The organism is Micromonospora palomenae (genome assembly GCF_007829925.1).
Lineage (GTDB): Bacteria > Actinomycetota > Actinomycetes > Mycobacteriales > Micromonosporaceae > Micromonospora > Micromonospora purpureochromogenes.
Window position 1 is genome coordinate 1,521,066 of sequence record NZ_VIXA01000001.1, and the last position, 20,724, is coordinate 1,541,789.

Genomic DNA, 20,724 nt, shown 5'->3' on the forward strand with positions numbered 1-20,724 from the left:
GCCAGCGGTCGCATCCCGAGAGACGGCGCCGCCGGCCGGATCTGTGCGGTCAGGAGCTGCAGGTGTTGAGCATGCTCTGCAGGGCGGACTTTTCCGTCGATTGCAGGGTCAGGCCCCAGCTGTATTTTACGGTGATCCACATCTTGCTGTAGGTGCATCGGTAGGACGACAGGGGCGGTTGCCAGGTCGAGGGGTCCTGGTCGCCTTTGGCCTGGTTGACGTTGTCGGTGACCGCGATCAGCTGGGGGCGGGTGAGGTCGTTGGCGAAGCTCTGCCGCCGGCTGGTGGTCCAGGAGTTGGCGCCGGAGCGCCACGCCTCTGCCAGGGGCACGACGTGGTCGATGTCGACGTCGGAGGCGGCGTACCAGGTGGCGCCGTCGTAGGGGCTGTACCAGCGGCCGGAGATGGCCGCGCAGGAGCTGTCGACGACGACGGAGGTGCCGTCGCGCTTGAGGACCTGCTCGCGGGTGTTGCAGCTGCCGCTGATGGTGATCCAGTGCGGGAACAGGTCCCGTGAGTAGCCGCTGGTCGAGCCTTGCGCCGCCACGGTCAGGGCGTTGAGCTGGGACTGCGCCGTGGCTTTCGATGGGATGCCGGGAGGCGTGGCCGAGGCGGGCTGCGGGTTCACGCCGGCCAGCAAGGTTCCCGCGAGTGCCGCGACGGCGAGCGCGGCGGCGTGTCGTCTGGCGCGCGGGAATCGGGGAGAGGTTTGGGTGATCGACATGGCGGGCCTCCTCGTGGTGGTGGACGGCTACCGTCTCTAACGATCATGTCGATCGAAGGGCGTGCCTGTAAAGGGATGTCGTACAGGCATCGACTGTTCGGCATCTTCCCGCGCCGCCCGCCACCCCGGTCCAACCATGAAGGGAGGAGGTGAGGGGTATTCAGGTCCGCCCAAGGTGTGTCTCGCGGTGAGCCCTGGCCGCCGGCGCGCCAGCCCACCCGATGCCGGTGGCATGTTGCGGCCACCGGTCGCGCCGATGCTGGCAAAACCCGTCGAGATTGTGCCGGCAGGCCACGGCCTGTCCTATGAGCCGAAGTGGGACGGCTGGCGTGCCCTGGCGTTCCGCCACCAGGACGGGGTCTATCTGCAGTCCAGAGCCGGGCGTGACCTTGGCGCCTACTTCCCTGACGTGCGTGAGGCGGTCAACCAGGCGGTGGCACCCGGCGCCGTGCTGGACGGGGAACTCGTGGTGTGGGCGGGAGAACGGACCGACTTCTCCCTGTTGCAGCGGCGGGTCACCGCCGGGACTGGCCGCGACGCCCTGGCCAGGAGCCACCCCGCCCACTACGTGGTCTTCGACCTCCTCAGCGCACCGCCCGGCCTTCCCCTGCTGGACAAGCCGCTCGCCGAACGGCGCGCCCTGCTGACGTCACTGCTCGCCGACGCCCCGGCACAGCTGACCCTGTCACCGCAGAGCACCGACGTCGCGCAGGCCACCGAGTGGCTGCGCACCTGGACCGCCGCCGGCATCGAAGGACTGATGATCAAACGGCTGGACAGCCGCTACGAGCCCGGCAAGCGTGGCTGGCATAAGTACCGCGCCTACCACACCACCGAGGCCATCATCGGCGGCGTCACCCCCAGCCTCGCCAATCTCGAGACTCTCCTGCTCGGCCGCCTCGACGAGCACGGACGACTCCGCTACACCGGCCGGACTCACGCCCTGCGGCCCGCCCAGCGCGCGGAGCTGATCGACCTGCTTGCCCCTCACACCTCGGCACCAGACGGGACCGTCCATCCTTGGCCGCAACCACTGCCCGCCTCCTGGACGGGGCATCTGGACCGGCCCCAGCCGCTCCCCTACACCCCGGTCCTCCCCGCCGTCGCCGCGGAGATCGAGGTCGACATCGCCTATGAGCACCACCGGTGGCGCCACCTCGTCCGCTACCGACGCCCGCGCCTCGACCTGGCCATCGCCGACGTACCACCGCTCAACAGCCGGTTTTGAGGCCCGGCAACACCGTCACCCGGCAGAGACGGCCATTTCGCGACTTCATGAAGCCTTCGCGCCCGGTCCGGCGCTAGCACAACCGAACATGATCAGGGCGTTATCCACAGGCACGAGAGTTATCCACAGCCACATGAGCGGCCGCAGCGCGCCAACGTCTTGGCGGAGAAGCTGAAATGGTCGGCGAGGACGCCGCCCGGCTGCTGGCCACGGCCACGTGCAGGTGGAGCAGCCCCGACCGCAGGCCACCGACCACCGGTCCCCGCGTCAACCAACCGGGCGCGGGGACCGGCTGCCCTCGCTTCCAGCAATAGACCAACCCAGGCCATCACGGGCGGGCGGAGCTTGCGTGCCGATGTGGGCAGAGAACTACCGGAGCTGGCTACCGCCAAAGTGCGACCCGGCTAGCCAGCACGGCCACCTGGAGGAGTCCATGTGGTGCTCGGTATCGACCGCGTTCATCCGCGTCCTTGTGGCGGGCCGAACAGCATTCATAAGGTCATCCATGCTGGTGGCTCACTTCAACGGCCACACCAGGCTTGGAGCTTGGGCTCGGTCTGAGGCAGGTTGTAGCGCCCGAGGAGCATAGGCACCATTGGGCCAGCCTGCAGTAGGTTGCTCTCCAGCAGAGCCAGAAGTGCCATTTGCTGCTCAGCTGCAAGTTCATCGAACCCTGCTCCGTCGGGCACCGGTCCAGCCGGGAAGGCGGCATCCAGCATAGCCGTTAACAACAGGAAGACGTCAGTGCTCTCTGATGCATTCACCACACGCTCCACTAGGACCTCGACCCGGTCACGCGCCAATTCGGGTCCCAAATCCCGAATCGAGAACGCAGCCATTGCCGACATATCCCCGTCCAGGAAGGGCCAGTGGGGAACGGGCCCGGTCGCTTCGAGCAAGCACGAGTAAAGGTCTCGAACAAGGGAGCGGTCGGGACGCGTAATGACCCTAGAAAGCCCCAGCACCGCTGACCAGGATTCGCCACGATTAGGACTGCCACGGCGGGCGGAGAGAGCCTCGATCAAAGCTTCATCACCGGGGGCGCCAACGAGCCCTGCTGCGACACAGGCCGTCGACACGACGATCGGGTCCCGCTCCTCCCGAATTAGCCGGGTCATGGCGGGAATGATGGTCTCCCCGTCCTCAGGAAACCATGCAAGCAGATAGGCGGCGTACAGCCGGACCGCCGCCTCAGGTGCCGCCAGCGCCGCTACGTACACGGGCACTCCGGCCCGCACCGCATCGTAGGCTTGAATGGTCCACCGCTCCTCATCGCGGTCAGCCTCGACGTCCCCCCACTCCGCTCGCCGGGCCCGCGCGCTGCGCTCCTCTTCGTTCGGTGCCGCAGCGATCCACGCTCGATGCTCCTCCTCCAGTTCGTCTCGGCTCATCAGCGCGCGGCGGTTCGCCTCTGACCTGAGGTGAGCGGGGTGAACGGGGTCGCTGAGCCAGGAGCTGTCGTCGCCCACCGCGATGGCAGCCAACACCTGACAGGCGGCGAATCGGTCGGGGGCCCCGGGATCAGCCACCAGCTGGATGAGGTACGGGGCCACAGCGGCACTCGCCTCGAACCTAGAACCTTGGTCCACCACCAGTCCCGCGAGTTCCTGGTAGGCGCGCTGGCGGACCTGCTGACTGCCGGACCTGACCGAACGCAGCAGAGAGGGGATTTCGGTGGCAGGACCATATGCATGGCTTACCGACGACCAGTCAACTTCTTGGTTAGGAATCGACCACTCAGGCATCTGGGAATCGTACCACCTCTAACAAGCAAGGGCCTGCGGCGGGAGCCGCAGGCCCTTGCGAACCAGCAAGCTAGCAGTCAGCCTGAATGGAAAGCTAAATTACGGGAGGCAAATTGCTGCGACAATACAATGTATACCCCATCTCACACATGAGGTCTTTCCCTGCCTCGGGGTCCGAGAGTGCCTGGGCTCCCTTATGGATCATGTAAAGGTCACCGAGGAGGCTGAACGCGCCCGCTGCGCCTATTCCACGCGGCCCAACCCCACTCGCGCCTCCGCGCCCGGTCCCCCCAGGCTCAGGCACACCGCCGACCGGAGGTTTGGACACAATAGGTCGCTTGGGCGTAACAGGCTGCCCCTTCAGAACAGCGCTTGAATTCTTCTCGCCGTACTTCACTGGCTCCGCACCCGGCTCGACATAGATGATTCGAATCCCTTTACTGTCAGCCACCCTCTGCATGGCAGTATTGCAACTCTTTCCTCGCGGGCAAGGGGGCGCGCCCTCCTTGTTGACTGCGATTACGAGAGTGTTCCCACGCTGAAGCAGTCCCTTCCTGTCAAACCAGTCAATTGCACGCTTCTCGACGTGTTTGTCCTGTTGGACCTTCGACCCTTCCCCAGGAAGCGTCCCGCCGCCGCTCCGGATATTGTCCTCAGAAGCCAGCAGGTTGCCGTCCTTGTCATAAACGGCAGCCGAACCGAACAGGGTCTTCTTCGTGACTCCGTACCCATATCCTGATTCCGTCTTGCCGGACTTCGGAATATCCTGAACCTTCTGGTAGTAGTACGCCATCCAGGAGTTCATGCTGACGCGCTCAGCGTCATCGATGTACGGCGTGTGACCGTCATCCTCGATCATTGAGATCGGGTTGCCGCCACCAAATGCGTATCTGTTACCCGTGAATGGACTGAGGCTTAGATCGAGATCCGAAAGCGCGCCATTGTAGCTGTCGCGAGACAAGAATCGGTTCAGGCCCGGATCGTAATCCCGGAATCCCATGTCGTAGGAACCGGAGGCCTGATCCCATCGCTTGGAGTTGAAGCGATAGGCGCTGTATGGCTCCTTAGTCGGGTCGGCAGTGTCCGGTTTGTCAATGCCAGTGAACTGGGCATCGTCATTCTTGCCATAAGCGGTATAGCCGTATGTGGCTTTGGTGTCTCCCGCTACATCGGTCAACTGCTCAACATCTGAATGCGGGTTGTAACCGTAGTAGGCGGCTTCTTCGGTACCGTCGGCTTTGTGGGTCACCTGAGAAAGGCGCTGACCCCATGGCGAGTACTGATACGACTTGGTCAGCCGCCCGCCGACCTCCTCGTCTAGCACCTCCGCTGACAGTCCGAGGTAGTTGAAGGTGGTTGTTTTTTCCTTCGCGCTGCGGGCGTCCGTTGTCTTGGTCGCGGTGCGATCCAAGGGGTCGTAAGTGTACTTAGTGACGGACGTACCCGAACCGGTCGTCGAGCGGCTCTCGAGAATATGGTCGAAGCCGTCATAGACATTGCGCTGGAGGATTGTCCCCGCGGCCGTCACCGTATCCAGTCGGCCGAACGGGTCATAGTTGTACGAGGAGGTGACACCGCCGGCGCTTGCCGTCAAAAGACGATTTCGGTCGTAGTTAAAGGTTGTGGTTGCGCCCTTGATGGTCTGGCTGATTACGTTGTTGTTGGCGTCGTGGACGTACGCTTCACCGCCGGGCGTGTCACCAGTCTTTGTTACCGACACTAGCCGGTTGCGCGGGTCGTACGTGTGCTCATTGGTGTTGAAGATGTAGGCGGAGTGGTTGTCCGCGCGCATCTTCTTGTTGATGTCCTTGGTGCGATTACCGTTAAGGTCGTAGTACATGGAGTGCTCGGAGACGAGGACACCGTCTGGCTTTTTCTCGACCTGGTACTTGAGTAGCCCATCGTGGTAGTAGGTGTGGTCGACGGTGTTGCCGTTGCCCTTGGTCTCCTTGAGCTTTTCGCCGCGATCGGTGTAGGTGAAGGTGGTGATTTTCTTGTCGGTGTCGGTGGGTGATTTGCCGTTGGTGACCTTCGACAGCAGGTCCCGGACGTCGTACTCGTAGGTTGAGTACTGCTTCTCGTGTTTGGTGGTCAGCGGGGCGCTGTTCTCGTTGTAGGTGAACGAGGTGCTGTTCTTGAACGCCCCCAACTTGCTTTCGGTGACCTTCTGCACCTGGTTAAGGCCGGTGTATTCAACCGCATAGGTGTCGACCCGGTTGCCCGGCGACGAGTCGGTGATGGTCTCGAGGTTCCCGTTGGGGTCGTACCGGTACTTGTATTCCTGTTCCTCGTCGTCCATCTCGCCGGTGTTGTCGCGGACGAGCTTGACCGCGTCCGCCGCGACCGTGCCAGTGGCCTGGTCCGACAGCGACACCTTGTGGCTGTTGCCCTCAGTGAAGCTGTACGAGCCGAGACTGACCCAGGTGCCGGCGCCAGTGGTTTGGTTGACCGTCTTGGGCGTGTTGCCGCCGCCGTGGCTCACCGTGTACTTCGCGTCGGTGGCCGCGCCGGTGACCGTCGGGTAGCGGGCGAAGACCTGGTACGTGCCGGACTGCGGCACGTTCAACTGCCAGGTAAAGGTATTCGCGCCGGTCCCCCCGGGCCGGGTGACGTAGTTGGTTCCGTACTTGTTGCCAGCCGTGGTGGCGGCGGTCCAGGTGCCGGTGGCGGTTGTGTTGTTGAAGTCGGAGTTGTCGACGAGTACAACCTGCTTGCCGACCGGCACACCGTTGTCCGCGCGGGACTCAAGCTTGCCGTCCGGGTAGTAGGTCCACGTCATCGTCCGGTTGGCAGATGAGTTCGACCGGTCCTCGCCGGCCGGCGTCAACGTCCGCCTGGTCTGGGCGCCAAGCTCGTTGTAGTCGTACGCGGTGGCGATGTCCCACGGGTCGCTGCTGGTCTTCGTCCAGCCGTTGTCGAAGTACGTGTACGTGGTGTTGTTGCGGACGGACTCGCCCGCGGAGGGCGGGGCCGACAGGGTCTTGAGCCGCCCCACCTCGTCGTACTCATAGGTGGTGACGTCCGCCGTGGTGTAGCGGGTGTCGTCCTTGTCGTACGCGGTGCGGCTCTCCTTGACGCGGTTCAGCTTGTCGTAGATGTTGACCGTGGCGAAGTCGTCCGGGTCGTCCTCAGTGGCCACGCCCCGCGGGCTGATCAACTTGGTCTGGTTTCCGACCCCGTCGTACTCGTATCTGGTGATGCGGTAGATGGTCGTTCCAGCTTCGTCTTTGTGAGGGACCTTGAGCTGGGTCAGCTTGCCCCGAGGATCGAGGGTGAATTCGGCAGTGAGTCCGAGCTGGTCGGTCGTTGCCGTTACTAGGCCATCCCGGTCATAGGTGCTGACGACGGACTTGCCGGCCGCGTCCGTGACCTTGGTTCGCCGATGGGCAAGGTCATAGACATACCTACTGGTGTAATCGTTTGCATCAGCGGTTGCATTCTTGCGCGGGTCGACCACCTTGATTACGTTGCCCACGTTGTCGTACTCATAGGTGATGGTCTGGCCAGCAGCGTTTGTCGCCGAGGTCAACTGGTAGATCGCGTCGTAGCCGTTGGTCGTGGTGAAATCCCCGGCCACCGCCGTGAGATTACCCTTCGGCTCAGTTGTGGTGAGAAGGTTGCCCACCTTGTCGTAGCTAAACGACGTTTTTCGCTCTGGATCACTAGTGAAGTCGGGCGGGGAAAGGGTGTAGACCGCCTGGTCAGCCTTGTCGAACGACGCCTTAGAGATAGCCCCGTTTGCTGCCATGGACTCGACGATGTTGTCGTTCTCGTCGTATGTCGGCGCCGGCGTGGTAATCCACTCGCTGGCGGCCTGGTTTTTGGCCACCCTGTTTTCCAGCGGCCGCCCGAACGTGTCGTACGTCTGGGTGGTGTCATGGTTCAGCGCGTCGGTGACCTTAAGAACGTTCCCGCGCACGTCGTAGACGAACTTCGTCGCCCGACTGTCCGCGTCTGTGATGGTCTGCGGATAGCCGTTCGGGTCGAAGCCGCTGTTGACGGTGGTGTTGTTCCTGGCATCGGTCGTCGTCACCTGCTGGCCCCACGCGTCGTACGTGTAGGACGTCTTGTAGTCGCCCGAGTCCGCCGTGGTGTTGCCCATCGGGTCGACCACCCAGGCCAGATCACCGTCAGTCTCGTAGCCGAAGGTGTACTTGCGTCCCTCGGGGCTGGTCTTCTCAGTCAGGTCAGCGACGTATCCGTTGAGCTGGCGCTGGTAGGCCAGTACCGTGCCCGACGTGCCGTTCTTGACCGCCTCGGCGTCCTTGATCTCAGTGGGGTAACCGGTCTTGGCGTCGTACGTCCAAGTCGAGACCGCGCCGTTGGCCTCCTCGAGCCGGGTGACGTTGTGGTCGTCGTCCCAGCCGAGCTTGGTGGTCTGGCTTTTGGCGTTGGTGGTCTCGATCGGCCGGCCGTAGCCGTCCTGCAGGTAGGCCGTCGCGTGGTTCTCCGCGTCGGTGACCGTCGTGCGGATGTTGTTGGTGGCGTCCGGGTCGACGTAGCCGAACTGGGTCAGGTAGCCGAGCCGGTCGGTGTAGGACTTGGTCCGCCAGTGCCACTTCGGATCGTCGCCGGTCTGGGGGTAGTGGTAGGTCAGGTCGGTAGCACTGCCGCGCGGGTCGGTGACCTTGACCAGCTTGACGTTCTTGTTCCCCTGCGTCATGTCGTAGGAGAACTTGAACACCTTAGGCGCGCCGTTGGTGGATCCGGCACCGTCGATCAACTCACCCAACAGACCTTTGTCGGTGTACGTGAAGGTCAGCTTCTGCCCGGAGATGTCGGTGATCTGCGAGACGTGGTCGATGATTTTCGAGTTGGTCAGGTCGGTCGCCGGCGTCCGCGCCCAGGTGGTGTCGTTGATGTAGTCGTAAGCCTGACCCTTGGCGTAGTAGTCGATGGTCAGGGTCTTCCGGCCGGCCGCGTCCGTGAGGTAGCGCAGGAACTTGGTCGGCTTGTTGTTGCTCTTGCGCTCCTCGTAGGTGAAGAGCATCTCGTTGCCGTTGTTGTCGACCGTGCTGGAGAGGAAGCCCTCGCAGTCGTAGAAGAACTGCGTGCGGTCCGGCTTGGTCAGCACCCAGGCCTTGCGCTCCTGCACGTTCGGCTTGCAGTCGACCGGGCTGTTCTTCTGCAGGTAGAGGTTGACCCCCTTGGGGCTCTTCCACTCGGAGGTGGCCGAGTCCCAGGTGAACCAGTGGCTGGTGCCGTCGCCGTCGGTCAGCGTGACCTTCGTCGGGTTCGGATTGGGGTGGAAGTCCAGCGGGGTGCCCAGGCGCATCATCGACGACGCCTGCAGCGACCAGCCGAAACCGGCGACCGAGTCGCTGGTGTCCAGCGAGTTGTAGGACATCCGGACGAACGTCGACAGGCCACGCGACGGGTTGTTGATCGGGTTGTACGACCAGACGGTGTTGCCGGCGAACAGGTTGTTCATCAGGGTGCCGCCGGCACCGGTGTTCTTACCCGCGTACGAGTAGAACTTCTCCAAGCCAAGCTGGTCGGAGGTCGGCTCCTCCACCGCCACGTTCTGCGGCAGGTGCCTGATCATGCTCGTCGCCGACAACCGCTTGCCGTCGAGTTTGCGCCGCAGGTCCCACTGGAGCACGTAGTCGGTGCGCTTGTTCCCGTCTAGCGACGGTGGTGGGGTCTTGACCAAGGCGGTGATGTCAACCGTGCCGCCGGGCGGGATGTCCTTCGGCAGCGGCGTCTTCAGCTCGAAGCTGTCGTCGGTGGCGTCGTTGACGCCGTCGGGCCGCATCCAGTCATACGACAGTTCCCAGTCCGCGATGTTCCACGGGGCCAGAGTCGGGTTCGACACCGTCACCGGCACGGTGTACGTGGCGTTCGGCGTTGTCAGCTTCGGGGTGGAGGCCGCGTAGTAGGTCGACTCGGCGGTCTGTTCGAGGTAGGTGACCTCCAGCGTCGGGCGCAGCAGCGGCTCGGCGCCCTCGGAGGAGAGCAGCATCGCTCGCGCGGTCTGGTTGACCTCGTCGCGCTGGCGCAGCAGCAGGCCGTAGTTGGTCGTCGGAGTGGTGTGCCACCCCTTCACCGCGGTAGTGACGTCCCAGGTCTCCCACTCCGGGTCATTGGTGAACCCGTTGAAACTCGCCTTCCAGGTGGTGTCGTATTCACCGCCCTTGGTGAGCCATGGGTTGACGCCGTCGTAGGTGTCCCAGGTGGCCTTGGTCTCGTGGAAGGCCCGCTTGAGCTTGTAGACGTCGACGTACTCGTCGGTGTCGGTGCCCGGGTACAGGGCGTTGTTGTACATCCGCAGGTCGGCGTCGACGATCTGCGCGTCGGTGGGGATGCCGGCCAAGGCGGGGAACTTGAGCAGACCCCGGGTGTCGCCGAACCAGCTGGAGTTGTTGCCCGGGCTGACATACGGGTCGCCGTCGTAGTAGTTGACGTTCTCGGTCGGCCGGGCCGCCGACAGGGTGGTGTCGATGACGCCCTTGTAGCCCGAGGGATCGGCCAAGTCGCTCGCCGCGCTCCGGTAGATCCGGGTGATCTGGCCGGCCTTGGGCAGCATCGCCTGCTGGGTCGGGCCGGCGATGACCTGCCCGTCCTGGGTCTTGACCGCGATCATGTAGTAGTAGAACTTCCGGGCCATCGGGTCGGTGTTGTCGGCCGCCGTCGGCACCGCGGTGGTGTCCTGATACGACCGCGTGGCCGACGACACCGGCGAGATCAGCGTTGCGTCCGAGGGCTCGAAGTTCTGGTGCACGCTGCGGTGCACCTGGTATTCGACGATGTCATCGCCGGTCGCCGTCGACGGGTCGACGTACCCGGGCCAGTCCAGCACCGCACCGGTCGAGGTGATCGTCGTCGGCGGGTTCACCGTGACACCCGGCCGCCCGTAGGTGACCACCAGCTTCGGCAGGTTGAAGTCCCGCCGGTCGTTGTTGTAGGCGTACTCGGAGGCCTCGTAGATCGGCCCGCCGCGGCCCTTGGTCGCCTCGTCGACCGCCTTGACCATGAACCCGTAGTTGGAGGTGCCGTTGACCCAGTCCTGCACGAGGCTCCGGACCGGGAACGAGTTCCAGACGCTCGACTTCGCGTTCAGCTTGACCGCGCCGGTCTTGGTGAACCGCACCGCATCGGCGATCACCGCCTTGCCAGCGACGTCACCGAGGACCACCTTGCCGGAGGTACCGGCCACGAAGGGGTGCGTGCCGAGCGGCACCCAGACTCCCTCGCCCGACGGCGTGGTCTGGTTGATCGGGTATGCCTGGGAGCCGCCGTCGTAGTGGACGGTGTACGGCGCGTTGGTGGCCCGGTTCGCTGAGGCGACGAAGTGCGCCTCCACCTTGTAGTTGCCGGGCTCGGTGAGAGTCGGCACCCAGGTGTGCGTGTGCCCGCCTGTGGAGTCGTTGTTGACGCGGTAGTCGCCGTTAACGGCCTGCGGGGTCAGGTTGGTGTCTCCGGAGTAGTTCCAGGTGCCCACCACGGACGTGCCCGGGTCACCGTCGTCCTGGACGACGATGTTGCCCACCGTCGCGGTGGAGCTGTTCGCGTTCATGTTCTGCCACGTCGCGGAGTCCTCGCTCCAGCCGGCGGTGATCCGCCGCGCCTCGATCGGCACGTCGTAGGCGTAGGTGGTGTGCGTCTGCGAGTAGTACAGCTGCAGTTGCGCGTCGCTGATCGGGGTGTTCGCCGGGATTGAGCCCAGGTTGAACTTCAGCAACGACCGCCAGGCCTGCGTGTCGGTCGTGCCGACCTTCAACTGGTAGGTGTCGTTGTAGTTCCTGGCGGTGTCACCCGAGTAGATCTCCACGTCCTGGGCGTCGGTCGGCACCGGCTGCACCTTGATGGTCGGGTCGATGACCACCGGGTACACCCGCGCCGGGTCGGCCAGCCAGCCGGCGTCCGCGGACACCGTGACGGTCGTCTGCCCGTACATCTGCTGCACCCGCTGGGTGACCTTGTCGCTCCACACCTTGCCGTGCGGAGCGGCCTTGTCGTCCTTCGCGTCGTACATGAACGGCGCCGGCATCACGAACACCGGCTCACCACCACCCGGACGCACGAACGCGATCGAGCCGTCCTGGCGCTGCTCGGCGGTCAGTCCGGCGGTGTCCAGGGTGAAGGTGTACGACACCGGCCCGGCCGGGGCGCGGTGCAGGACAATCTTTTCCTTCAGCGCGGTGGAGGTGACGTCGTATACGACATCCGCGCCACCGGCCAGCCCCGGATAGGTGACCGTGGAACCGGAAACCTTCGGCGTCACGCCCTTCGCGGCGCCGGCCAGGCCCAGCTCGATGCTCCGGCCGTCCTGCTCGAAGCGGACCAGATCCTTGGAGCTGTCACCGAAGAGGCTGGTGAAGCTGTTGGTCCGGTTGCCCTGGACGTACCCCTTGTCCTTGGCCGGGCGGACCGTGGTGTCGATGGTCTGGAACTTGCCCTTGGCGTCCTTGTAGTGCAGCGGCACCATCGAGATCTCGGCCTGCGTCCGACCGTCCGAGAGCTGATAGACCCTGCCGTTGGCGGTCCGCTTGCCGGTCAGCTCCTTGACCCGCTTCTGCGGCGGCCAGTTCTTCGCCGGCGGCGGCTTCTCGTTCACCGCCAGCCCGGCGCTGACCGCCTCCGGCCGGGCCTTGCGCGGCCCACCGTCGACCAGGTCCCGCGCCGCGTTGCCCAGCTTCGAGAGGAAACCGTCGTCCTCCTCGGCCTTCGCCACCGGGACGGCATCGCCGAGCTGGTCGTCTGGCACCTCCATCCAGCCCACCGTGGCCACCAACGCCAGCACCAGTCCCCCGACAAGGGGACCTCGTGATCGCTTCTTCACCCGTGACCCTCCGGTCCATCGACAGACACGATGGGTAAGGATCCCGAGGCCGGATATATGATCTCCTATATTGGAGATATTTGACCAACCGAATGGGCCTGTAGGTCTTTTTTGTCAAGTGACAGTCGGAAGCGGCGTCCGGAGCTGAAGTGACCCCTATCGGCCGAACACCTCAATGTCTGTCAGGGACTCTCGGTGGATCTTCTCGTTGGTGTTGAGGCTGACGTTACCCAGACGGCTGTGCCGGCGGCGAGGGTTGTAGAAGCCCTCGATGCAGGAGAAGACCTCTACCTCCAGCTCGTGGCGACTAGGCCAGGCGCGGGTGTAGACCAGTTCGGTCTTCAAGGTCGCGAAGAACGTCTCGGCCAGGGCGTTATCGAAGCAGTCGGCCACGGAGCCCATCGAGGCCAGGACGCCGCAGGAGCGCAGGGTCCGGCCGAACTCGAACGACGTGTACTGGGCGGATTCAACTGGTCGTCGCAACACTGGGTTGTTGGAGCGATCGTAGGTGTTCGTCGAGGACTTCGGCTGGAGCCTTCCAGCCGAGAGTTTTCCGGGGTCTGCCGTTGAGCGCGTGGGCGACAGCGTTGATCTCGTCGGCGCTCCATCTGGACAGGTCGGTGCCTTTCGGGAAGTACTACCGCAGCAGCCCGTTGGTGTTCTCGTTGCTGCCGCGCTGCCAGGGGCTATGCGGATCGGCGAAGAACACCGGGACTCCGGTCTCGACCGTAAACCGTGCATGCGCAGACAACTCCTTGCCACGGTCCCATGTCAGCGATCTGCGGAGCTGCTCGGGCAAGGTCGTGATCGTCTCGGCGAGGGCTTTGCTCATCGTGATCGCCCCACACCCGGCGAGAGCCCGCCCGTTCTTCGTCCGCGGGATCACACCCCAGCCGGCCTCACGAGGCAGGTGAACTAGCATCGTGAACCTGGTCGTCCGCTCGACCAGAGTCCCGATCGCGGAACGCTGCAAACCGATGATCAGATCTCCTTCCCAGTGCCCGGGGACGGCGCGGTCCGCGGCTTCGGCGGGACGTTCACTGATCAGCGTGTCGCTGGTGATGTGCGCCCATGCGCGTTGTTTCGCGCGTGCCCGGGACACGAAGCGCCCGCCCGGTCCGCAAACAGGTGACGAGTTCGCGCTTGAGGGCGCCGCGGCTCTGGACATAGAGCGTTTGGTAGATCGCCTCGTGGCTGATGCGCATCGACTCACCCTCCGGAAACTCGGCTCTGAGTCTTCGGGAGATCTGCTCCGGACTCCATCCGGTAGTCCATGTCCGGTCGCCGCGGTGGGGTTTGTTGCGGCCCTTCCACTTCGGGCCCTGCGGTCCGGTGATCGGGACGCCGTCCGCGGTCCGGATCGCGCCCGAGAGTCGTTCCTGGACGTACTCTCGGAGCCGATCATTGGCGAGCAGCTTCGCGGTCTTCGGCCGGCGGGCTCGACGCTTGGCGTGCCACTGCGCGGTCGTGGCCTTGTAGTCCAACCGGTATGTCCTGGTCGAGGCGTTGCGCCGCAATTCCCGCGAGATTGTCGACGGGTCTCGGCCGAGCCGGCGTGCGATCTCGCGGACGCCCATGCCTTGCGCCTTCGACAGAGCGATGTCTTCGCGTTCGCTGAACGACAGATACCGGCCCGGCACCATTGCGGGCAACGCGGGATTCACGCCGCCAGCGTGCCGGAACCACCGGAATCCGACCGGTGACGACACGCCCGCCGCCGTGGCCGCGTCCTCGGTCATCACACCACGACTGATCGCAGCCCAGAACCTGACCCTGCCCTCACGCCACGCCACCGTCGGTCGTCCCGGCGAGGGAATCTGACCCCGATACTCCCGAACCCGCTCCTGCCTCGGCCCATACGCCATCGCTTCACCCTTCCGACGAGGTGTTGCGACGACCAGTTGAATTCGCCGCCCCACCTGATCCTTGACAGTTGACCTTGGCCTGCGGCGAGACTTCGCAGGGTACGAAGATCCGCTCGCAAGCACAGCCGGGGGCGTGTGTATCAGCGATGTTGACAATGCTCCATGCGGCCTGGTGGGTGCATGCGGTCCTTGGCACACTGTCGCAGTGCCGGTTGTCGAGAAAGCCCGTCGTGCCGGGAATGTTAATCTGCGCCGCCGCTTCGCCGTAGGCGGCGAGGGCCTTCTCGTAGCTGGGGCGCGCCGACTCGCAGTACGGAAGAAGCGGTGCGGCACGAGCTCGGCGATGCTATCGAGCAGCGCCTCACGGAGCTGGCCGAGGTCGCCGCCTGTCCGCTCGATCGCGTCCGTGGTCACGAGGTCGCCGGGGCGCGGCCCCGACGGGCTGCTTCCGGAAGCACGCCGGGCGGGATGATGCCGAACCAGGCTCCGGCGGCGGCCATCGAGGCGACGAGGTACGCCACCCACCACCCGAGCAGCGCCCACACACCCTGGGCGACGGCGCCGCCCAGGCAGGGCACGACGAGCAGGAGAAAAAGGTAGGCCAGACGGCCGTGCGAGAGGCTGTTCTCCTTCGGCAGCCTCCGGGCCTTGCGGAACGGAATGAGTCTGACTCCGTAGGGACGACGGCGCAGCGTGAAACTCGCCGGCCAGAGCCGCCCGTACCCGGCCACGTCGACCACGCTGACGCCGGACCCGTGCCGGACCATGGCCTGACGCGGCCTGGTCAGCTCGCGCAACCACGGTTCCCAGACGACGCGTTGGTGCAGGACACCGCCGTCCCGGCCGCTCACCGTCAGCCACACAGCGTATCCCTTGGGACTGGTGTCGATCCCGCCGGCGGCGCTCACGGCGTGCGCCGCACCGGTGACCCGCCCCGCACTTCCCGGCTGCGGCGACTGCGCGAGATGCGCGGTCACCATGACGCGCCTCGCGGGAGCACGAGCGGCACCCCACCACTGCACCAGGCGGACGAGCCAGGACAGCACCAGAAGGGCTCCCGGAGCCAGCGCCACGAGGATGACGACCTCTCCGTGCTCGACCCGCGGGTCGGTACCCAGCCGGTACCCCAGCGCGATGAGGGCGGCCAACGCGACGACGCTGCCGATCACGACCATCGGCGCGCGAGCACGCCGATTCGCCAAGGTCGCTGCACTTCCGCTGCTGGCCACCGCGTCGTCCTCCCCGTTCGCCCCTCCAGAGGTCGCCGCGACGTTAGCAACGCCGAGCAAGGCTCACATCGCGCGTCCGTTCCAGATTTTCACCGCGTCGGACGGCGGTGACAGGCTCTCGTGCAGTGCGGTGCGGTCGCGGACGGGCCCTAAACCGATCGCTTCGAGCCGATGATGAGCGGGCGGTCCGCATCTGGTCCGCAAGAGGTCGACCGATAGCAGGGGAGCAGTGTGCGATGTCGAGAAGGGTTTCCGCTGCTACACGCCCACACGCCCAGGTCGGCGGGGGAAGCAATTTGATCTCATAATGCGTAGGTCGATGGTCCGGTCCTCGTCAGGCGGATCTAACAGCGACCTGGTCACCAGTTCCCGCACGGGAAGTGCGTCGACCGCACGCAGTCATGATCCAGCAGCAGCATCACACGGAAGCGTCCGCTGTCCGCCAGCATCTGGAATACCCTCCTGCCTACTTCGTACTCCGCGTCCATCTCGGCCGCGACTTCTAGCCAGAAGGGGTGACTGAGGCTCGGCTCCTCGTCTTCCGGGCGGAAGCTGAGCCAAACCTTAAAATCCTCCCCGTCACCAATGACATACTCCGGGTCGCCAACGACCCTCAAGCCTTCGAGGCCGAGCACAGCAGCGACGTCCCGCGCGAACGGCTTCAGTGAGGGTGCACTGTCCGGTTCGGCGGTACCGACAAGCAAATCCACGTCTCTGCTCACGGCCGAGGACTGTACAGCCATACGTACAGCCAAGACTGCCCAAAAGCGCCGACGCCGCCCGACATCCACGGACGGGCTGATCAGGGGAGCCGCCACCTGACCAGCCGCCCGTGATCTTCTTCTAACCCCGGGCGGCTCGGGCTGCCGGCGCTTGACAGCCGCCATTGGGACCTTATGGGTTGTGAACGTTCGCCGAGCGTGCCAGTTTGCGCTGAACGGCCCGGAGGAGAAGAATCGTCTCTTCGTCTGATAGGCCGGTGGTGGTCGACCAATCACAACCGGATCCGAAAATGTCGCTGGCGAAAACTACCTCAGTGGCTATCAGGACACGTCGCCAGTCACGACGGCTGAGCGGCGCTTCAGCGCGGATCGACGCGTACAAAGGACCGGCCTGCGCATAGAGATCCTCGACCCCCTCGAAGCCCATGGCGACCGCCAACGCTTCAGTGCTATGAGCCGGCCCGCCCCACTCCTTGAGCCCCCGGGCGAGTAGGTGGCGCTCAGCTTCGGTGAGGTCGACCATGACCAGGTCGCTGAGAGCTGCGGCTGGCTGACCTGGTTGCGTGTCCGCTCCGTCCATGCGTCGATCGTGCCAGCCTTGCGCCGTGTGGCTGTACAGCCATCCGTACAGCCAAGCCGGTCGACGGCGGTAGGGCGAAGGCGGCATCAGCCGACAAGATGAGCAGGCCGGAGACAAGGAGCGACGCGGCCAGACAGCAGTCTTGATCTTTGAAGACCTCGGGGCTCCGCCCCGAACCCCGACCCTCCTCAGAGATGCCGCCCGCGGCTCACCTCGCCGGGCACCACAAGGGCTACCAGCCTCCCCGGACGCTGGACGGTCTACGACTGCCCGACGAGGAGATCCGCTATCAGCCCGAGCGGCAGGAGTCCCGACTACCAATCGCGCCAGCGGTCGGTAATCTCCCACCGCTTGAGTCCGTGCCTAGCGGCCAACGCCTCGGTGTCGATGCCGGCACTCACAAGCGCCTCATCGATGTACTCACACAACTCTTCGCGTTCGTCCGTGTCGTACGAGTCATGGTTCGCGTTGACATCGTTGAGCACGAGGACAACCTGCTCTACTGCGCCGAGGACGGCCGAATCGGACTCCCGGTCTACCTGGGTGAGCATCCGCTCGAAGTTGGCGAGCGCGGCATCCGTCGCCGCTATGAAGGAGTCCGGTAAGCCTCCAGCGCCCAGTCTTCGCCTTCCTCCAGCGTCCCTGCTCGGAGCTGGGCCCTCTGCTCATCAAGGTAGCGGCGCCATCCGGCTGTCGGTCGTTCAGGCATGACGGGAGTATTCCGGAGCCGGGCAATGGCCAGTGGGCCATCCGTGGGCCAGTATCGGTGGGGCGCAGCGGGCACCAGCAGGCACGAGACGCAACCGGGTCAGCCGCCGGCCGCAGGCGTTTCGGGCATCACGGGCGGCGGATCACGCTCTTCCAAACTGGCAGTCCCCTTGTCTAGTCCGTTTCAGGCCGCCAGACGCGCGTCGGGTTAGAGTTCGCCGTGACCGCTCATGCTGTAGCTCAAGCCCTGCCGGACATCGCAACGCTTCGCGACCGGTGCCGGGCGTTGGCGATGCTGGACGCGATCATGAGCCCGGATTGGGAGTTCCGCTACTACTCCTTCGACTCGCGATGGGGGCCCGGCGAGGAGATGGCGTCGATGCGGAACGGCTCGGGTGACGCCTACTCGATCGTGTTCTCGCCACCCGGCGCGTTCATCAGGGGGCTCGACCACGAGTCGCCGATGAGCCCGGCTCGCAACGACGAACTGTGGCCGGGGTTGGTCGACACCGTGCCGGAAGTGTTCTCCGCGCATGTGAACGAGCCGGCGTTCAGCTACAAGGGCATGTTGTCCGCGACGGTGTGCCTGTGGCGCCAGGTCGACGACGACCGGTGGCAGGCCGGCGACATCGACTTCCCCAGTGGCGACGACCCTGACGGTGCGGACGGACTGTTCGAGGTGCTGGTCGACCCCACGCCTATGGGGTACCAACGCTTCGCCGAGGACTACTACGAGACGAGCGTGGACATCGAGGCTGTCAGTGAAGTCCTCGCGCTGCGCCCGCTCACCGAAGACCTGGTACGGCGCCTGAATCCTGACGTGACGATGGACCTCGTTGAATATCTCGCCGAGATCAGCTACCCGCCGGGGACGGCGTAGCGGCTCCAGGTGCCGCCGGGCTTCGAGACGTTGATGCGAGCGCATATAGACACTTGAGCTTGGCTGTACAGCCGTCCGTACAGCCAAGCCGGCCGACGACGTACTACGAAGACCGACACCGCCCGACGCGGCGCGCAGGTCAGCGACGGTGGCCGACATCCGTCGACAGCGGTCTTGATCTTTGCAAGTCAGGGGCCGAGACTGCGTGAAGGAGGTACCTGTGGCTCGAATGCTGATCGTTGACTCCTTCACGGTTCCCCGTGTTGGGGTTGTGATCACCGGACGGCCGGAGTTGGCGGACATCCGCGAGGGTGATGCCCTCTGGCTCAACCAGGGCGAGCTGCGGCACCGCGTCTCCGTGCGAGCCGTACACCACCTCTGCGCCAGGTTCATCGACTCGCGTGTGGCTCTGGCCGGCGTGAACACGTCCTTGGTCCTTGACGGCGTTCCGGAGGGAACCGAGCTTCCCGGCCTCTGGTTGTCTTCCGAGTAGACCCGCGATGACAGCAACCGTTGACAGCAGCGGCACTGGACGGCCAGACACGGCAGCAGACGGGAAGAGCACCGCGACCAATGGTTGCGGGCGCATCTGGACCGAGCCGGACAGTGCGGCCCAGGCTACGGATCAGAAGGTTACGAGCGGCCGCCACGTGAGCAGGGCAACCGCGAAAGGCGGTCAAGCAGGCCCTACAGCCGGCCTGCTGATCTACCGGCCGACGAGCACAGCGCCTATCCGTTGCGACCGGCACACGTACGGCAGGATCAGAGGGGATGCAGGACGTCAGCCTGCGCACGCGGATCGAGCACCGTCTTAGGAAACCGTTGCTCTACGAGGTCCTGCCCAAGAGGCGGCTGACCTCGGCGACCGGACCGGCGGGCCCAGCGCGGGCAGCACCTCGCGGACGCCCGGCCGGAGCGGCCGATGATCGGTCTACACAAGGGACGGATGACAGCGACAGCGTCCGCGACGCCTACGGCTTCCGCAACCGCGTCGACCAACGGCTCCGAACCCGCTGCGCCACTACCCGACGGGCCCGAGGCCACCTCGACCCCCGCTGACTTCGCTGAGCCCCTATCCTCGCGAGGAGTTCATGAGCGATGAATCCGATTCGGGGGGTCTGGGAGCCGCATGGCTGACGACGGTGTGCAGTACGAGTTCAAGTCCGTGCAGGCAATCCGCGGCATCGAGGCCAGGTCGATCGCGAAGTGGCAGAAGGCTGGTTGGGAGCTCGTCGACCAGAACCAGGGGACGTTGCGGACAACGCTGAACTTCCGCCGCCCGAAGCCGAAGCTCCCGTGGGTACTCATTGCCGTGGCCGCCGGTGTCGTCCTGCTCCTAGCCATTCTCGGCGGAATCGCCAGCGCGCTCCAAGGCGGAGACGACAAGGACTCCAAGCCCACCACGTTGCCGAGCGAGACGACGGTCGTGGCCAGCGGAAAGCCCTCGGAGACGCCGAAGCCCGAAGAATCGGCTTCAGATAAGTCCGACGCGGACCAGGTCCTGACGGTCAAGAACAGCAAGGATCTCGCGGCGCTCTTGGCGGTGCGGGACTACTGCGACGAGACGATCGGAACGTTCGCGGCCAAGTACGAGGGCAGGACCATCGAGTTCGACGGTTCCATCGCATCAATGCCAAGTCACGGCGATTACAACACTCGCTACGACATCGGCGTCTATCCCGGAGATAAGGGCCCGAAGTCTGTGGTTGGGCCCGCATTCAAGTTCGAAGACGTCAACGTCTCTGACCTGCATCTCACTGGCGCGAACATCCCGGATTCCGTAGGTACCGGCGACCTTCTCCACGTCGTTGCTCGGGTTGGCGACTACAACCCGAACCAATGCCTGTTCTTCCTTGAGCCGGTCTCTACGAAAATTCGGTAGGCGACGTGAGTCGGATCATCACGGACCGGCGCGCACGGCCGATCAGCGTCACCATCAGCATCATCCTGACCGTGATCACTCTCGGCTACTTCTTGCCTTGGTTGACCGCTGCCCTGCGCGGGAAGTCCAACGCGTGGCGGTCTTCACGCTGACCTTGCCGCTCGGCCGGACCGTTCTCGGTGGATTGCTGCTTTCGTCCTGGCTGTCATGGCACACCAGATGGCGGGTCTCGCGCGGAGGCGCTGCCATCGCCAGGTTGACACGACCCGGCTTGGGACGGTCGGCCGCAGCCGGCGGGTGGCTCGTCCGAGGTCAAGCCCCTACCTCGGACGAGCGGCGGGCCTTCTGACCTGCGCAAACACAAGCCTCCCCTCAGGTC

Annotated in this window: 13 protein-coding genes and 1 pseudogene; 5 read left to right on the forward strand and 9 right to left on the reverse strand. The window is 64.8% G+C overall.

Features of this window, described 5'->3' with window-relative positions; translation table 11 throughout:
* Window positions 1-49: 49 nt before the first annotated feature.
* A complete protein-coding gene (locus FHX75_RS06870; RefSeq protein WP_154937196.1) occupies window positions 50-724 on the reverse strand; it encodes an HNH endonuclease family protein in 675 nt (224 codons plus the stop codon).
* A 175-nt stretch (window positions 725-899) separates the two neighbouring features.
* Between FHX75_RS06870 and FHX75_RS06875 the strand changes: the two genes are divergently transcribed.
* Window positions 900-1,952 carry an ATP-dependent DNA ligase gene (locus FHX75_RS06875; RefSeq protein ID WP_246157749.1) on the forward strand — a complete coding sequence of 351 codons (1,053 nt, stop codon included), beginning with the start codon at window positions 900-902 and terminating at the stop codon, window positions 1,950-1,952.
* Window positions 1,953-2,473: 521 nt separating this feature from the next.
* Here the strand turns inward: FHX75_RS06875 and FHX75_RS06880 are convergent.
* From FHX75_RS06880 to FHX75_RS31495, 8 genes and pseudogenes are all read right to left on the reverse strand, one after another.
* Window positions 2,474-3,697 (reverse strand): hypothetical protein, encoded by a 1,224-nt coding sequence (locus tag FHX75_RS06880; RefSeq protein WP_154937198.1) that lies wholly within the window; start codon window positions 3,695-3,697, stop codon window positions 2,474-2,476.
* Window positions 3,698-3,791: 94 nt separating this feature from the next.
* Window positions 3,792-12,410 (reverse strand): golvesin C-terminal-like domain-containing protein, encoded by an 8,619-nt coding sequence (locus FHX75_RS06885; protein WP_154937200.1) that lies wholly within the window; start codon window positions 12,408-12,410, stop codon window positions 3,792-3,794.
* A 225-nt stretch (window positions 12,411-12,635) separates the two neighbouring features.
* Window positions 12,636-12,962 (reverse strand): integrase core domain-containing protein, encoded by a 327-nt coding sequence (locus tag FHX75_RS06890; RefSeq protein WP_154937202.1) that lies wholly within the window; start codon window positions 12,960-12,962, stop codon window positions 12,636-12,638.
* A pseudogene (locus FHX75_RS06895) lies at window positions 12,946-14,344 on the reverse strand (IS30 family transposase). Before FHX75_RS06895 ends, FHX75_RS06890 begins: the two are co-directional and overlap by 17 nt.
* Window positions 14,345-14,754: 410 nt before the next feature.
* On the reverse strand, window positions 14,755-15,573 hold the full coding sequence (locus FHX75_RS06900) for a hypothetical protein (protein WP_154937204.1): 819 nt from the start codon (window positions 15,571-15,573) through the stop codon (window positions 14,755-14,757).
* A 359-nt stretch (window positions 15,574-15,932) separates the two neighbouring features.
* Entirely contained in the window at window positions 15,933-16,295 is a 363-nt protein-coding gene (locus FHX75_RS06905; RefSeq protein ID WP_154937206.1) for a hypothetical protein, read from the reverse strand.
* Window positions 16,296-16,467: 172 nt separating this feature from the next.
* Entirely contained in the window at window positions 16,468-16,875 is a 408-nt protein-coding gene (locus FHX75_RS06910; RefSeq protein ID WP_154937208.1) for a hypothetical protein, read from the reverse strand.
* Between the two features lie 314 nt (window positions 16,876-17,189).
* A complete protein-coding gene (locus FHX75_RS31495) occupies window positions 17,190-17,426 on the reverse strand; it encodes a hypothetical protein (protein ID WP_246157752.1) in 237 nt (78 codons plus the stop codon).
* A gap of 449 nt (window positions 17,427-17,875) precedes the next feature.
* Between FHX75_RS31495 and FHX75_RS06920 the strand changes: the two genes are divergently transcribed.
* From FHX75_RS06920 to FHX75_RS30610, 4 genes are all read left to right on the forward strand, one after another.
* Complete coding sequence (locus tag FHX75_RS06920; RefSeq protein WP_246157754.1) at window positions 17,876-18,463, forward strand: hypothetical protein; 588 nt, start codon at window positions 17,876-17,878, stop codon at window positions 18,461-18,463.
* A gap of 220 nt (window positions 18,464-18,683) precedes the next feature.
* Window positions 18,684-18,956, forward strand: coding sequence for a hypothetical protein (locus FHX75_RS06925; RefSeq protein WP_154937212.1), 273 nt, complete (start codon window positions 18,684-18,686; stop codon window positions 18,954-18,956).
* Window positions 18,957-19,592: 636 nt separating this feature from the next.
* Entirely contained in the window at window positions 19,593-20,345 is a 753-nt protein-coding gene (locus FHX75_RS06935; protein WP_154937216.1) for a DUF4839 domain-containing protein, read from the forward strand.
* A gap of 5 nt (window positions 20,346-20,350) precedes the next feature.
* Window positions 20,351-20,497: a hypothetical protein gene (locus tag FHX75_RS30610; protein ID WP_170285301.1), complete on the forward strand. Its 147-nt coding sequence runs from the start codon at window positions 20,351-20,353 to the stop codon at window positions 20,495-20,497.
* The last annotated feature ends 227 nt before the right edge of the window (window positions 20,498-20,724 follow it).